This window comes from Desulfopila inferna, from assembly GCF_016919005.1.
GTDB classification, from domain to species: domain Bacteria; phylum Desulfobacterota; class Desulfobulbia; order Desulfobulbales; family Desulfocapsaceae; genus Desulfopila_A; species Desulfopila_A inferna.
In genome coordinates, this window is sequence record NZ_JAFFQE010000002.1 from 75895 (window position 1) to 91818 (window position 15924).

14 protein-coding genes are annotated in these 15924 nt (G+C 47.9%); 5 read left to right on the forward strand and 9 right to left on the reverse strand.

Going from position 1 to position 15924, the window contains the following annotated elements:
• The first annotated feature begins 194 nt into the window (after positions 1-194).
• Positions 195-2081, forward strand: a complete 1887-nt coding sequence (locus JWG88_RS04375; protein ID WP_205232498.1) for a bifunctional acetyl-CoA hydrolase/transferase family protein/GNAT family N-acetyltransferase — start codon at positions 195-197, stop codon at positions 2079-2081.
• 78 nt (positions 2082-2159) lie between these two features.
• On the forward strand, positions 2160-2690 hold the full coding sequence (locus tag JWG88_RS04380; protein ID WP_205232499.1) for a YkgJ family cysteine cluster protein: 531 nt from the start codon (positions 2160-2162) through the stop codon (positions 2688-2690).
• Positions 2691-3071: 381 nt separating this feature from the next.
• On the opposite strand, the gene JWG88_RS04385 is transcribed toward JWG88_RS04380, so the two are convergent.
• A complete protein-coding gene (locus JWG88_RS04385; RefSeq protein WP_205232500.1) occupies positions 3072-4319 on the reverse strand; it encodes an MFS transporter in 1248 nt (415 codons plus the stop codon).
• 386 nt (positions 4320-4705) lie between these two features.
• On the opposite strand from JWG88_RS04385, the gene JWG88_RS04390 reads away from it, so the two are divergent.
• Together JWG88_RS04390 and JWG88_RS04395 are read left to right on the forward strand one after the other, a co-directional pair.
• Positions 4706-4900, forward strand: a complete 195-nt coding sequence (locus tag JWG88_RS04390; RefSeq protein ID WP_205232501.1) for a hypothetical protein — start codon at positions 4706-4708, stop codon at positions 4898-4900.
• Positions 4901-4902: 2 nt separating this feature from the next.
• Positions 4903-6288, forward strand: a complete 1386-nt coding sequence (locus JWG88_RS04395) for an aspartate kinase (RefSeq protein ID WP_205232502.1) — start codon at positions 4903-4905, stop codon at positions 6286-6288.
• 82 nt (positions 6289-6370) lie between these two features.
• On the opposite strand, the gene JWG88_RS04400 is transcribed toward JWG88_RS04395, so the two are convergent.
• From JWG88_RS04400 to JWG88_RS04435, 8 genes are all read right to left on the reverse strand, one after another.
• A complete protein-coding gene (locus tag JWG88_RS04400; protein ID WP_205232503.1) occupies positions 6371-7120 on the reverse strand; it encodes a glucose 1-dehydrogenase in 750 nt (249 codons plus the stop codon).
• A 262-nt stretch (positions 7121-7382) separates the two neighbouring features.
• A complete protein-coding gene (locus tag JWG88_RS04405; protein WP_205232504.1) occupies positions 7383-8633 on the reverse strand; it encodes an OmpP1/FadL family transporter in 1251 nt (416 codons plus the stop codon).
• Between the two features lie 300 nt (positions 8634-8933).
• Positions 8934-9341 carry an acyl-CoA thioesterase gene (locus JWG88_RS04410; protein ID WP_205232505.1) on the reverse strand — a complete coding sequence of 136 codons (408 nt, stop codon included), beginning with the start codon at positions 9339-9341 and terminating at the stop codon, positions 8934-8936.
• A gap of 140 nt (positions 9342-9481) precedes the next feature.
• A complete protein-coding gene (locus JWG88_RS04415; RefSeq protein WP_205232506.1) occupies positions 9482-9793 on the reverse strand; it encodes a hypothetical protein in 312 nt (103 codons plus the stop codon).
• A gap of 122 nt (positions 9794-9915) precedes the next feature.
• A complete protein-coding gene (locus tag JWG88_RS04420) occupies positions 9916-10833 on the reverse strand; it encodes an electron transfer flavoprotein subunit alpha/FixB family protein (RefSeq protein WP_205232507.1) in 918 nt (305 codons plus the stop codon).
• Positions 10834-10842: 9 nt separating this feature from the next.
• Positions 10843-11616: an electron transfer flavoprotein subunit beta/FixA family protein gene (locus tag JWG88_RS04425; RefSeq protein WP_205232508.1), complete on the reverse strand. Its 774-nt coding sequence runs from the start codon at positions 11614-11616 to the stop codon at positions 10843-10845.
• An 85-nt stretch (positions 11617-11701) separates the two neighbouring features.
• The gene (locus JWG88_RS04430) at positions 11702-13693 is read right to left on the reverse strand and encodes a heterodisulfide reductase-related iron-sulfur binding cluster (RefSeq protein ID WP_205233220.1); all 1992 of its coding nucleotides are present in this window, start codon (positions 13691-13693) and stop codon (positions 11702-11704) included.
• Positions 13694-13868: 175 nt separating this feature from the next.
• On the reverse strand, positions 13869-15014 hold the full coding sequence (locus JWG88_RS04435) for an acyl-CoA dehydrogenase (RefSeq protein ID WP_205232509.1): 1146 nt from the start codon (positions 15012-15014) through the stop codon (positions 13869-13871).
• A 448-nt stretch (positions 15015-15462) separates the two neighbouring features.
• Here JWG88_RS04435 and JWG88_RS04440 point away from each other — a divergent pair, with 448 nt between their 5' ends.
• Entirely contained in the window at positions 15463-15861 is a 399-nt protein-coding gene (locus JWG88_RS04440) for a helix-turn-helix domain-containing protein (protein ID WP_205232510.1), read from the forward strand.
• The last annotated feature ends 63 nt before the right edge of the window (positions 15862-15924 follow it).

Consider the following 15924-nt stretch of genomic DNA (forward strand, 5'->3'; position numbering starts at 1 on the left):
AGGTAGGACACAGAAGATCTGATATTGTCCGATGCCGTCAGGCTGTGATGACCAGGTAAGGCCGTCTCGATGACTTAGGATAGCAAGTTAAAATATATGGAAGAAGGAGTCAAAAACGAATAAGCTGAACGTACTTGAATGACAGGTTGGGCCAATCGGGCTGAACCGAACCAGCACCTTCAAGAGGAAAGCTTATGACATTGCCGAAATGGCAGCAGGAACTGCCTGGAGAAAAAATTGTCACCACCGCGGAGGCGGTAGCAGCTATAAACAACGGCTGCCGTGTCTTCCTGGGAACAGGCTGCGGCGAACCGCAGCACCTTATCCACGCCATGGTGGCGAATAGCGCTATCCAGGACGTCATGATCTACCAGATGTTCTCCCATACCCTGGCGCAATATGTAGATGATCCGGCCTTTTCGAAACGTTTTTCCCTGAAACTGTTTTTTATAAGCGAGCCCATGCGCAAGGCCGCTTTCGAAGGGAAAATAGATTATCTTCCCATGTATCTTTCCCAGATTCCCCAATTATTTGCCAGCCGCCGCATCGGTCTGGACGTGGCTATGATCCAGGTCAGTCCCCCCGATCATTTCGGCTACTGCAGCCTGGGGGTCTCCGTGGATATTACCCGTTCCGCCGTGGAGAATTCCCGGCTGGTGATCGCTCAGGTTAATCCGGGCATGCCCCGGACCTGGGGTGACAGTTTGGTGCATGTGGACAATATCGATTATTTTGTTCCGCATGAGGAAACGCTGGTAAATTATGATGTCGAATTACGCGACGACCACGTCACCAGCCGTATCGGCCACTTTATCTCCCAACTCATTCGCGACGGAGACACCCTGCAGGTAGGTTTCGGCATGCTTCCCAATGCCATTCTGCGCCACCTCATGGAAAAAAAAGACCTTGGTATTCATACCCAGCTCATTACCGACGCCATGCTGCCTCTTTTTCAACAAAGAGTCGTCACCAACAGGCTCAAGACCCTGCTGCCCCGCCGGGTAGTCGCCTCTCTCTGTATGGGCAGCGACAAATTGTACCGCTTCATTGACGACAACCCTTTCTTCGATTTCCGCTCCTCGGAATTCGTCAGCGATCCGCTGGTAATTGCCCGTAACGACAATCTTGTCTCGATAAGCTCAGCGCTGGAGGTCGATCTTACCGGCCAGGTCTGTTCGGACTCTCTGGGATATCGCTTTTACAGCGGTATCGGTGACCAGGTCGACTTCTTAAGAGGAGCGGCCATGTCTAAGGGTGGTTTCTCCATTGTGGCAATGCCTTCAACCGCGAAAAATGGAGAGGTTTCCCGAATTGTTTCTCATCTGTCGGAGGGAGCAGGAGTGGCCACAACCCGGGGCGATGTCAATTTTGTGGTTACCGAATACGGTTATGCCGAACTGCAGGGCAAGGGTATTTATCAGAGGGTCATGGAACTGGCCCAGATCGCCCATCCAAAATTTCGCGCTCAATTGATAAACGAGGCTAAAAAACATCACTATATCTTCGCCGATCAACTCCCTCCTCTGCAGGAGGATCTCATCTATCTGCAAAAGTACGACTGGCGCTTTGATTTGCAAGATGGCCGGACCATATTTATTCGCCCCCTTTATCCCGCTGACGAATTCGAATACCGAAATTTTTTTTACTCCCTTAAAGAGGAGACGATTTATCGCCGCTTTTTCTATAAAATGCGTCTTTTCTCACATGAAATTGCCCAACAGCAATGCGCCGAGGTGGATTATCACGATACCATGTCGCTCATCGGCAGGGTTCAGAACTCAGGCCACTCCGAGGTAATAGCCATTGGCTCTTATTCCCGGGACCAGGATGGTTACGCTGAAGTTGCCTTTGTCGTGCACGATGATTACCATGGCCAGGGAATAGCGAGCCATATGCTGGGGTTCCTGGAACAGATCGCCAGAGAAAACCACTTCATCGGCTTTACGGCCACGGTTATGGAGGATAATCAGGCGATGCTCAATGTCTTCCGGAGGCGCTATCCTCATGCTGAACTGGCGGTTATTTCCAGCGGCGAGGTCCATGTGATTATGCCCTTCGATCCTCCCGATGCCAGGAAATAATACGTAGACGGAATGATATCCCCAGACTACAAGTCAATGCACAAAATGCATTCAACACCGACAAGTTCTAGCCCTGATATGCTACCGCCGCCTGAAAAGCAGCTTCTGCACGAATACCGCAAACTGGTAGCGGACATCGAGCTTGAAATAACGCGGATCTGCGAGGCTCTACCGAAAAATATTCTTCAATGCCGGAAGGGCTGTTTTGGATGTTGTATCGAGTTCAGCGTCTTTCCGCTGGAGGCTGCCGTCCTGGTCAGTCGCATGAAGGGTCCTGTCATTGATACTATCACCCCCCCGCAGCGCTGTGTTTTTCTGCAGCAGGATTGCTGTTCAACCTATGAGGCGCGCCCCATACTCTGCCGCACCCAAGGTATCCCGATCGGTTATCTGAAGGACGAGGAGAGTTCCATTGAAGTTTCGGCCTGTCCTGTAAATTTTCAGGATAATTTCCGCTTTTCCGAGGAGGAAATCTTGTTTATGGACCGTTTCAATTATCGTCTGGCGGAACTTAACCAGCGTTATTGCGAAACAGCCGGACTTGATTCGCATCAACGAATCATACTGTCTGATCTTCTCAGAGAGATCAGAAAAAAGCGGCAACAGTAAGATTCTTTTTTACCCAATTCCTCTGACAATGATTATTACTATTTCAGCGCCTATGGGTGTCATAAAAAGTCATTGAAGTAGCCGAGATGGATACTGGAATCCACATGGTTAATTATTGACTGTTCATACCTGCTGAAATTTCAGGAAAAAGTATGGCAAAAGAGAAGAAGCCCGGCAAAAAAAAATCAAAAAAGAAGTGCTGTGAGAAATTTCTTAAAAAAGGGAAAAGATGCGACAAGTGTCCCGATGGCAAGACAGAGAAGAAATGATTGCCGGTGAAATACAAATCTACATGCTTTAATCCCCAATCAAACAGCCACTTCCGCCTCAAAAATATCCACCAATGAGCTGGATAAATGAAGCACTATTGCTCCTCCGCAGCTACTGACGATATCTCGTCAGCAGCGTAAAGACAAAAGTGATTGCCAGAAATATTATGGATACAGCGAAAAGAAAGCGGTAGGAACCTTCCCCCATAAAACTTAGAATATCCAGCATCTTGCCAAATAGTAATGGATAGCCGACGCCTATCGGCAGGGTCAAAAGCGGAGCCAGGGCAAAATACGGAGTCGCATCCGCTTTGCCGGATAAAAGCTTCACTGAAGGCGCATAGACCATATTACGAATGGCACGGACACATCCTAAAAGATAGCTGATAAGGAAAAAACTCCAGTTTCCGGGAATTATTATCAACATAATCACCGTAAAAAATGAGAGGCACTTGGAGAGAATGAACTTTTCCTTCAGGGTCAGATAGTTCAAGGCGCCGAGGAAGATATTGACGGTGACCGAACCGGCATAAATGCAGCCGACAAATGCCCCGGCGGCCAGTGCCTGGCTCACTCCGAAATATTGATTGGCATAGTTGGCGTAAAAAGAAAGAATGGTGATAATCACATAAAAATCCAAATCCGCTATCAAGAAAATGAGAAAACGTTTGTTGCCGAGTATTTCGACGAGCGAGGACCTGGTATGACCAAAAAAGTTCCGTCCATCAACCCCTGGATCTTCGATATCGACCAGCTCTTTAGTAAAGGCGAAGCCGAAGGAGCCGATGATAAAAACCAATCCGGTGACAATAAAAACTGCGCTGCAGGATGGGATGGAAAATGCATATTTTTCCACCACATTGAGTATCAGGAAACTACAAAGTATTTTGCCGATATTTTGAAAAAGCATCATATAACCGATCCCGGAGACGGCTTTCTTCTCAGAAAAAATACGGACCAGATAGTTGAGCCACACGGGGATGGTCAATCCCATGCATAAAGAAAAGATAATATAAGACAGGAAAAACAGCGGCAGAATAGACTGCTCCCTGACCAACAACAGGGTCCACCCAAAGAGGAAGATAGAGAGTCCGGATATCAGGTGCAGCAACAGCACAATCCTTTTCTTTAGCCGCGCATTGCGAGAAAGATAACCGGCAAACGGAGGGAAAAAGGAAATTCCTACGATAAAGATCGAAGGAACCATACCGATAGCAAGGCTCGAGGCACCGAGATTTTTCAAGAAAAGTTGCAGAAATGTCGACTCGAGAACGATGGGAAAGCCCAACCCCCAGAAAAATTCAACAGCGGCAACACTGGTGACATTACGTCTGAAATATTTATCCTTCCGATTATCCATCCTGCTCTTTCTTCAAGATACTGCCTGGACGAGGGAGCCACAGGTATATTTTCTAATTTCTGATTAGACTGTACCCAGGCGGCAAGGAAAAACACCCTGCTCGCAGATTATTTTCTTATAAAAAAGGTGGTCGAAAAAAGCCCGATTCCTAAAGCTACTTACACCCCTGCCCGGGAACTGTAAAGAGGTTCATTCGTTTCATTGTGCCGGTGATTTTCACAGCAGATCTACAATTGGTTAAGTTCAGTGCTCAAAGCAGTATCAGGATTTCAATTGCTGCCGGGCAACATGCCTTCAGGTCATAATTCTGTTGCATTTACACCTGATACACTTTAGTTTTTCTATACGCTATTTTTACATATTAACATTCTGAGGATTACTACATCATGAAAGATATTATTCCTGATTATATTGAAAATCTTGATGAGAGTGAAAAGCTTGACTACGCTTTTGATGAAATGGAGATGTTGTACAGAACACGCTGTGGCAATGTTTCCTTAGCCACTAACGTCACGGTCGTCGAAATCGACAAAAAGGAAAAGGACATATCCAAGTCCTGCAATTCGGCGTCACAAAGGTAATTATGAACAGTCATAAGCTCTCTGTGGAAAAAATCGGCGGCTCTTCAATGTCCCGCTTTCCGGAAATAATCGAGAATGTCATTCTGTATCGACCTGAAAACATCTATGGCCGTATTTATGTTGTTTCGGCCTACGCTGATATTACCAATGATCTCCTGGAGCACAAAAAGACAGGACAGCCTGGAATCTACCGATTGTTCCAGAATCAGGAAAATTACCCCTTGAAGATGCTTGCCCTGCGGGAACGGCTGTTCAAAATAAATGAGTCCTTTGTCGAGGCGGGACTCAATCTCGAGGAGGCAAACAATTTCATCGGTGACCGCATCGACCAGGCAATCAATATTCTGCGAAGCATGGATAATGTTCTCGCTTCGGGCTATGTCACCAGAGAAGAGCTTCTTCTGGCGGCGCGGGAGCTTCTTGCTTCTCTGGGTGAAATGCATAGTGCCTTTAATTCTGCCGATATCCTCAAAAACAAAGGATATAACACCACCTATGTCGACCTGAGCGGCTGGGATGACAGCCGCCAGCTTACTATCGATGAGCGGATCAAAAACAGTTTTTCAAACATAGATCCCTTTTCCACCATATGCTTTGCCACCGGTTACACCAAAGGCACGGAAGGGATCATGCGGGAATTCGACCGCGGTTATTCAGAGGTGACCTTTTCCAAAGTGGCGGTCCTGCTTGGCGCCAGCGAAGCCATTATTCACAAGGAATATCATCTCTGCTCAGGGGATCCGCTGATTATGGGAGAGGAAAATACCGGACCGGTATGTAATACCAATTATGATGTTGCCGACCAGCTCGCCGATGTCGGCATGGAGGCCATTCATCCCAAGGCATCCAAGCCCTTGGAGATAAAGAGTATTCCTATCAGAGTGAAAAACGCTTTCGATCCCGGCCATCCCGGAACATTGATTACCAGGGATTATATCGCCCCGGAATCAAAGGTTGAAATCGTTACCGGCTCAAACCACGTGCTCTGCCTGGAAATACATGATACCAGGATGGTCGGTGAGGTGGGCTTTGATCTCAGGATTATGCATGTTTTCATCAATCACCGGGTTTCCTATATTTCCAAGATGACTAATGCCAATACCATCGATTTTATTATCGAGGAAAAGGATTGTTCAGCAAATCTGATTGCCGAACTGGATCAGCATTTCGAGGAAGTATATACCAAGAAGGTTGCCATTGTCTGCGCCATCGGGTCAAATATCGGGCAACCCGGTATAATGGCCAAAGCAGCCCATTCCCTGGCAAGGGATGGTATCAACATCCTGGCTGTTTCCCAAACGACACGGCAGACGAATATGCAGTTTATTGTGGAAAGAGACCAGTTTGCTCCGGCACAGAGAGCGTTACATGCGGCTCTCTGCAGATAGCAACGAGCCCGTAGGGTGTTGAAACCTCCTCGACAGCCTGCAGGAACTTCACTCAATCTGCGAGATGCTCAAATCACCAGACTCAGGCGGCAACTCCTCCGTTTACCGGGATATTCTGTCCCGTTACCCATCTTGCGCGCTCATCAACCAGAAGCGACACCATATCGGCAATGTCCTCCACTGTGCCGATCCTGCCAAAAGCAGCGAAAGAGGCCAGCTGTTTAATTGTTTCCTCGGATTTACCTCTCCTGAAGAGATCGGTATCGACAGGACCAGGAGCAAGTGTGTTCACCCGAATCCCGCGTTCACCGAGTTCCTTGGCCAGAACCTTGGTGATTTGCTCAACGGCTCCCTTCGACGCGGCATAAGCGCTATAGGTAGGCAGCATCATTCTGGTTACCGTCGAGCCGATGTTGATAATGGAGCCGTTGTCTGCCATTTGCCGTGCCGCCTGCTGACAGCAGAGAAGCACGCCTTTAATGTTGATATCAAATATTCTATCGATTTCCTCTTCGGAAAAATCCTCGATTTTCTTATAAATGGCAATACCTGCATTATTGATGAGGATATCCAGCCGACCATAGTTTGAGATGGTCGTTTCAAACAAAGATGAGATATCTCCAGCTTTGGCCATATCAGCGCAAAGTGCCGTCGCCGTCCCACCCATTTCTTCAATTTCCAGGACAAGCAGATCGGCACTTTTTTTATCCTGAAGATAGTTGAAAACAATGGCGGCCCCCATTGTAGAGAGTTTCCGAACAATGGCACTGCCGATACCCCTGGAACCACCGGTCACGATTGCTACTTTTCCAGCAAGAGGAGTTTTGCCCATATTCTTTCTCCTGTTTAATTTGTTGATAGAACTTTGCTTTCAATACGGCGGCGATCCAAGCTGGATCTCCGCATTTCTATGAGATCATCCAATTTGATTCGCACCTCAGAGGTGACTATATAGCTTGGGCATGAATAGAAAAAGCCCCGGAACCTTGCGGTCTACGGGGCTTTCTGTGATGTTCATGGTGCGGTGTAATGCCCTGCAGAGTATTCAGTAAGAATAATCAAATAAGGCGGGTTTGCAATTCAGGAACTGTTATTTAAAACGTATACGAGTATCCCAGTGTTACGAAGACAGCGGAAGCATTGGTAAATTCGCCATTCACATTTTCGTTTCTCACATCCCTTGACTCTTTGTAATCATAAAGGATGGCACCGGCGATCTGGCTATTTTCGGATAATTTATATCGTGCACCCAGGGAGACGATATAGGCATCGGAATCCGGCAGGTCGAATCCTATAGTATCATTGGGCACCGGATTCTCATCATAGGCGAAACCGGCCATAATGGTAACATCCGGATTTAGGCGGTAGTCGATACCAAGACGGTAGGCATTGACATCATCCCAGTTTTTTATTTTCGGGGCGTCGAACGCATTAAAAAGGACGGGATGTATGATTTGGGTATCATAAGCAAAGTCCAAATCCTCGTAATCTGACCAGAATGTTCTATCAACAGCAAATTCCACTTTTACAGTGCCGAAATCATAGGACCCGGAGACAGCAAGAGTGGCCGGAGCGGGTATGGTGACCTCACCATCTGTTACTACAGATGCTCCAGGATAAAAGAATGCGTTGGTATTGAGAAGAACGTCGCCATCAAAATCCAAATCAACTTTTGATCGGTAGGTGACGGAAATATTCGATTCTACGGTAGGTTTGACGGAAAGAGCCGCATTCCAGCCGTAATCGAGTGCATCACCGTCCATGTAGCGACTGGCGGTGATCGGCCCGAAAGGTCCCATAGCGACAGCTCCATTGCTCATAACGGTAGCCTCGCTATAGAGAATACGTGCACCGGCGGCAAATGAGATCCAGTCGTTAAACCTGTAAGACAACGATGGATTGATATCGAAGACCTTCAGGTCGAATTTTTCAGCAAAAGTGCTGCCGTAACCATCCTGCCAGCGTTTCGCCAGTCCATAGGGTACCGTTAGAGAAAATCCGAAATGAAAACCATTATAATCTGGAGATACCGCAAAAAAAGTGGGCAGAAGGAAATTTTCGTCCTTGGACTCATCATCGAGGAATGCTGAACGATTGTCCTCATATTCAATCTCACTTAGGTAGATGTAGCTCAAATCACCTTCAACCATCCAGCCTTCATTATCCATCCAGGACATATTTGCCGGGTTGAAAAAAGCAGCATCAGCTCCCAGAGCGCCGGCAATATTAGCGCCGGCTTTCGCCGTCGAATCTGCAGACTGCTCGGGTATACGGTATCCGGAAGCATATGCTGTACCTGCTGCCAGAATCGAGGCTAGGGCCACAACAGAAATTGTCTTCTTCATTCTTCTCTCCCATAATCTTGATGATCAGATAATCTGCATATAAATATAAACAGACCGCGAAAATCCACCTCCGACATGCTCCTCAATGCATTAATCAAAAAAAAAACGCATTCATGCCGGCCTGGAATCCTTAATACAATTACTTACATTACTTTTACGTGCAAGTCAACTTTAAACGAATTGCATATCATTTATCAAAACAACTGATCATTCGACACTCAGAGCGCCAATTAGGCACATTTCCTATTTCATCAACCGGCATTTTACCTCCAGCGCTGACATAGCACCTGAAACTATTGCCTATTCAGATCCTGCCAGTTTCTTTATATCCTCGAGCAAATCTCCTTCCATGACCGCTGCTTTACCGGTGGCATCGCGTATGACAAAGGTAACAATTGCATCTGCTGCAACCTCTTTGCTTTCTTTAAATACAATTTCCTGCTTTAAGGCAACACTTTTATTACTGATTTTCTCCAGTCCCGTGGTTACCAACACTGTTTCTCCAACGGCGACAGCCCGGCGGTAATTGACGTTTATATTTACCACCAGAAAAATATACCCTTTTGCTGCAAACTCACGCAAATCTATAACATCTTCAAGTCTTGCCCAACGGTCTTCCTCAAAAAATTCAAGATACCTTGCATTATTCACATGCCCGTAAAAATCGGCATGATATCCTCTCACCTTAATTTCCGTCAAATATTTCATAGGCTATCCTTCTCTTTAAGTAATTTCAAATCTGCATACAAGGGCCAGGAAGTGCTATAGAGATGGCGATTCAGGACGGCACCATCACACATTACAGCCGCCAAATCCATTGCAGCGCTCCCGGGAAGCGACTGCCTACCTCAGGATTCCCTGCCGAAGGCCGCTAAAAATGTCTTCAGTTCATTGGGATTGTTCGATTTAATAGTTCCGGACATAAAATCCTTCAAACCCGGCCGGTAACCCTCATCCCAGATTTTCAGGAAAAATTCCGGACTGGTCTTACAGACACAATCTGCGTTTTCGACTGTTTTTCCATCTTCAACCAAGCAACTATCAGGTGTAAGCCGTACTGTTTTTTTCATATCACCCAGCGAGAAATAATAGGTGATTTCCGATTTGATTGTCTGCGGCTTGAATATCTGGGATAATTCCGTAAATATTTTTTCCGGCATTGAGCCCTCCATTGGTAAGAAAATTGATCCTGCGGAATATGGATTAAGAGCAGAGGAGTTCTTTCCGGACACCCGCAATAAAAAAATACTCCGGGTGCCCTGGGAAAAGAGTTGGATTCAGGCTAGAGAGTTTTGACCCTCTCCGTCAAAGCCGGAAGGAATTGTTTGAGATCAGCCACCACCAGGACATCGGCGACTTCACCAATGGGGGCGTCCTTGTCGGTATTGATCGCCACCACGAATTCGGATTTTTTCATGCCGGCAAGATGCTGAATCGCACCGGAAATACCGCAGGCAACGTAGAGCTTGGGCGATACCGTCTGACCGGTTGTGCCCACCTGACGATTATGCTCCACCCACTCCGAATCGACAACGGGCCGGCTGGCACCATATTCACCTTTCAGAGCCTCGGCAAGAGCGGCTACCATTGACACATTTTCAGGCTTTCCGATACCGCGTCCGGCGCTGACGATAATCTCGGCCTTGGTTAAATCGACACCGCCCTTTTCGGCTGCTTCATATCCTTCAAAAACGATTTTCCCGGTGGCATCAACGCTGATCTTTTCAAGCTCTGGCGAACCTGTTGGTTCCTCGGACACCGAAAAAGCACCGGCCTGGAGGGTATAAACCGCCCTGGCGGTGTTTACCTTTACCTTTCTTCTCAATTTGGCATTACAGACGGGAACCACCGGCAGCGAATCGACGATATCGACAACTTCGGAAACCTGGGCTGCTTTCATCGCATAGGCAAGTCTGGGCGCCAGATCCCATCCATAGGAAGAATGGCTGAAAGCAACAATATCGGGCTGCTCTTTCTCCACCACCTGGAGGAGCAGTTCCTTATGAATAGTGGGATTATATTCGCCGTGAACAGCGGCATCGGCCAGATACAGCTTCCCGCCGAAACCGGGAAGCTCGGATTCATTACCGACCAGAAACATCACACTGTCTCCGCCGGTCTTGTCGGCGAAAGCAATCAGTTCATTGGTACTGCCAAGTACTTTCCCTTCTCTACATTCTCCAACTAATAATACTTTCATGCTCTCCCCCTATGACAATACACCGGTTTTCTCTTTGAGAATCTTGATCAACTGATCGACGAGATCAGCAACGTCTCCCTCCAGCACCAGGCCTCCGCCTTTCTTCTCGGGAAAATACACCGAATCTGTTTCCTGTACACCCTCCACTTTGAGGAGTTCCCCTATGGGCGTTGAGAGCAGTTCCTTTTTCTTGGCCTTCATTATATTCGGCAATGTCGGATAACGCGGAGTGTTCAGACCCAGCTGGCAGGTGACAAGCGCGGGAGTTGTCGTCTTAATATTGGCTTTCATCCCGCCTTCAAGTTCGCGTTTGACCTGTATTTCTCCACCATCATAGGCAAAATCAATTATCGTGGTAATGCAGGGTAAATCAAGCATTTCCCCCACCAGCACACCTACCTGACCACTGGCCCTGTCCTGTGACTGCATACCTGTAAAGATAATGTCGAAACCCTTCTCCCGGGCAAATTCCGCTATAACAGCTGCTATTTCCATGGGATCTTTAGCGTAAGAGGCATCATCTTCTATATGCGCTCCGCGATCACAACCCATGGCAAGCGCCTTTTTCATCGTCTCTTTCACTCGTGCCGGCCCGATACAGAGAACGGTCACATCGGCATCTCCCACCTGTTCCTTGAGCTGGACCGCCTGTTCGACCGCATATTCATCATATTCATTCATGCGCCAGGCCAGATCACTGCTGTCGTACCAGTTTGCCTCGCTATTCACTTTGAATTTGGACTCCATGTCCGGCACCTGCTTGATGCATACTAGGATTTTCATATTTTCCTCCTGTTCACGTTTTCACCAGGTATTCCACGGTATCTTTCTTATAATGTCTGTTCAGTGTCTTGTATCTTCAGTGTCTCTAATTCTCGACCCTTTCTACCAGAATTTCGGCTATATCTTTGGGCTGCATACTTCCCTCAAGCTCTGCTCCCTTGATGCCGTCCTCAAACATGGTCAGGCAAAAGGGACAGTTGGAGATAAGCACATCGGCACCGGTTTCCGCCGCCATGCGGACCCGTTTAATGTTAATGCGCTCTCCGATGTTCTCCTCCGCCAGGATCCGTCCACCTCCCGCACTGCAGCAGAAGGACTGATCGCGACTTTTATCCATTTCAGAAATTTTCCCGCCGGCCGCGGCAATGAGGTTTCGCGGTGCATCATAAATATTATTATGTCTGCCCAGATAGCAGGAATCATGATAGGTGCAGGAGAGATCGGCACTGTTAATCCTGAGCTTGCCTTCCTTTATCAGCTCCTCCAGGAAAACGGTGTAAGAGACCACCTCGAAATCAGCGAATCCCAGATCGATATAATCTTTAGCGAGAGTATCGAAACAGTGGGGACAGGTTGTGACGATTTTCTTGACGCCATAGCCCTTGATGGTCTCGATGTTTTCCTGGGCCATGGTCTGATAGAGATATTCATTGCCCATTTTACGCATCGGCTCGCCGCAGCATTTTTCTTCCTTGCCCAGGATTCCAACCTTCACTCCGGCTTTGTTACAGAGTGTGATGAAACTTTTGGCGATTTTGATATTGCGTTTATCGAAGGAGCCGTAGCAGCCGACAAAATAGAGGATATCGACATCGCTGTTTTCTGCCATTACCCTCACATCAAGATCTTCGGCCCAATCCCCCCGGGATGCATAGCCGAGACCGAGAGGATTACCATTCACTTCGGTATGCTCCATGGCGGCCATGACCTCCTCGCCGGGAAACTCGCCTTCCATCAGGACCAGGCTGCGGCGCACGTCGATGATCTTACGGATATGTTCAATGGAGGCAGGGCAGATATCCTGGCAGGCCCTGCAGGTTGTGCAGGCCCAGATGGCATCTCTGCTGAAGGTCTCCACCACCGCTTCCTTGCTTTGATCTTCATTGAAGGCCATTTCCCCTATCTGGTTCACAATCTTCATGGGCGATAGCGGCTTATCCGTGTTCCAAGCAGGGCAGCGGTCCTGACACCGCATACAGATTGTGCAGGCATCGGCATCGAAGATATCCTTCCAGGTATAATCCTCGAGATTGACGACGCCAAAGCTCTCGGCTTCTTCATCTTCGAGATCCAGAGTGGAAAGTTTTCCAGGGCCCCTGACGGCAAAAAACCGATTGATGCTTGTCGTGAAAATATGGCGGAATTTGGTGAATGGTATGGACACGATAAAACCCATGACCAGCAGCAGATGGAACCACCAGAGATAGCGGTGCAGAGAGCGTAATCCCTCTTCACCCAGCGGTGCAAGAGCCCTTGCCACCATGAGTCCTACCGGAGACCATGGGGCCAGGGGAGTACCGAGTTCGGTTACGGCGATCCTGGCTCCCTCGATGACAAAGCCCGTTATGAGAATGACCAGCATCAGGCCATGCATCAGCGCATCATCCTTTTTGATTACCAGATCCTTCGGCGGAAAGATGTACCGGCGAACGGCCAGAGCAGCAAGCATTACAATGGCAACCAGGCCGGCGATATCGAGGGTAATGGAAAAGAGCTTATAAAAGTTGCCCTTGAGAAATTTCACCCCAAAGAATAAATCTGTAAAGTCAGCCTGGATAACGATAAGCGTAGTGCCGATGAAGAGCAGGAAAAAACCCCAAAAGAACAAACCATGGAATAATCCGGGCAGCTTGACCCGGGTAACCTTGGTCTGCAGAAGTGCTGTTTTCACTGCATCGATCACTCTGTCGGCAGGATGATCGGTGCGCTGCAGTGTATGGCCCTGCCGATACACTTTGATGCGCTGGAGGAATCCGTAAACAAGCATGCCAATTGCGGCAAGGGCAAGCAAATACATCGGCCCAAGTGTCAAAAATCCATGCCCAACATTCCAATATATCTCTCGGGTAAACTCCATCTCGTGCTCCATTGATTATCTCATACTATTAGCGGGTGTCTGTCCAGGAATGAGCAATTTTGTTCTAAATCTAGGCGCTCGATGAATTTAACCACAGGCATATGTTTGATATTCCATGGATTAAATTCTGCGAGCAACGACGAGTTAGGGCAAAAGTGCCATTTATGGACAGACACTAGCGGGTCAGTGCGCTGCCGATTACCAGACGCTGTATCTCGCTTGTGCCTTCATATATTTCCGTGATTTTAGCATCCCGCATCATTCTCTCCACGGGAAAATCACGGGTGTAGCCATAACCGCCAAGCAGCTGCACGCTCTGCGTGGTGACCTTCATCGCCGTCTCGGCGGCAAAAAGCTTGGCCATGGCCGAATCCTGTGAATAGGGCAGTCCATTACTGGCCCGATATGCCGCATTATATACCATATACCTGGCAGCCTGAATTTGAGTCGCCATATCGGCGAGCTGGAACAGCACTCCCTGAAAAGCGGTAATCGGCTTATCGAACTGTTTGCGTTCCCGGCAGTAGACGACCGCCGCGTCCATGGCCCCCTGAGCGATGCCGAGGGCCTGGGCGGCAATTCCAACCCGTCCGCCATCCAGAGTTTTCATGGCAACAGTAAAACCCTGACCCTCTTCGCCCAGCATATCGGCCTGAGTCACCCGGCAATTTTCGAAAATGAGTTCGAGGGTGGGAGATGAACGAATGCCCATCTTTTTCTCTTTTTTACCGAAAGAAAATCCTTCTGCACCCTTTTCAATGATGAATGCGCTGATGCCGCGATGTTTTTTGGCTTCTCGGTCTGTTCGGGCAAGGACCACATAGGTGTCCGCCTCACCGCCATTGGTGATGAATATCTTGGTGCCGTTCAGTATCCAGTCATTGCCGTCTCTGACCGCAGTTGTCTTGGTGCCGCCGGCATCGGATCCGGCTGCCGGTTCGGTCAGACCGAAAGCACCCATGGCTCTGCCCTCTGCCAAAGGTATGAGAAATTTTTGCTTTTGCTCTTCGCTGCCAAAGAGATAAATGGGATTGGCACAGAGCGACAGATGCGCCGAAAGCGTCACTCCGGTTGAAGCGCATACCCGCGAGAGTTCTTCAACGGCTATGGCATAGCTGATGTAATCCGAAGCGGCACCGCCGTATTCCTCAGGAAAAACAATGCCGGTAAGTCCGAGCTCGGCAAGCCTGCCAAACATCAGAGCCCTGTCAAAACGTTCTTCTTCATCACGCAAAGCAGCCGAAGGAGCTATCTCATCCTCGGCAAAGCTCCGCACCATCTCACGAATCAGGTTTTGTTCCTCGGTCAGCTCGAATTTCATGCGCCCTCTTTTCTTAAACTTTATTTCACCAAAATCCCTGAAGCCCTTTGAAAAACCTTATACAGTTTCTTTACGTAAAGGTCAAGAGTAAACACCAACAAAATAACCTGTATCCTGCCCTGCCCCACTGACAAATTTAAAGGTGTAAGTCTCCAGACAAATACTAATTTTAAAACAACCCCTCTGTCTGCACCGGTTAATGCGCTCTTCTGAAATTTTCACTGGAAGACGAGCGCAACGGGAACTTCAGCCACGACGGCCTCATTATCAACAAGTGGTTATTGCTGCAGAGTTACCGATTTTTTTGATTTTTGTTGACAGTTGCCAAAGACTAGTGCTAGTTTATCTTAAAGGTTACGTAAAGGTCAAGTATCAAGGGGACTCAACACATCCCTTTCCAATATCAGCATTGATATTTATAACACAGCCGCACACATCGGTACAGATAATGAACGACAACAAACAAGAAAAGTCCGTCCAGATCGGAAAATTGGCGAAAGAATTAGGTATTACCACCAGAACAATACGCTATTATGAAGAGATCGGGCTGATGGGTGAATCAGAACGTCTCGGCGGTGGAACCAGGACATATACCCAGGACGATATCCTGCGACTCAAATTCATCCTCAAACTGAAGGAGTTGGGTATTTCTCTGAAGGAAATGCAGGAATTAGCGGAAAACTACGATATCAACCAACAGAATTTTCACACCATAACTCCCAAATTGATCGAAATTCTTGATTTGCATATATCAAAGGTTGATGCGAAGATAGCAAACCTCTCATCACTGAGAAGCGATATCGTTGATTACAGAGTTCGTATTATGGATCTTCTCAGCCGTCAGTAGAAAAAAAGCAATCAGCTTGCCTTGCTCTTTTCTCTCCTGAGGCTCCGACATAACTGAACCTCT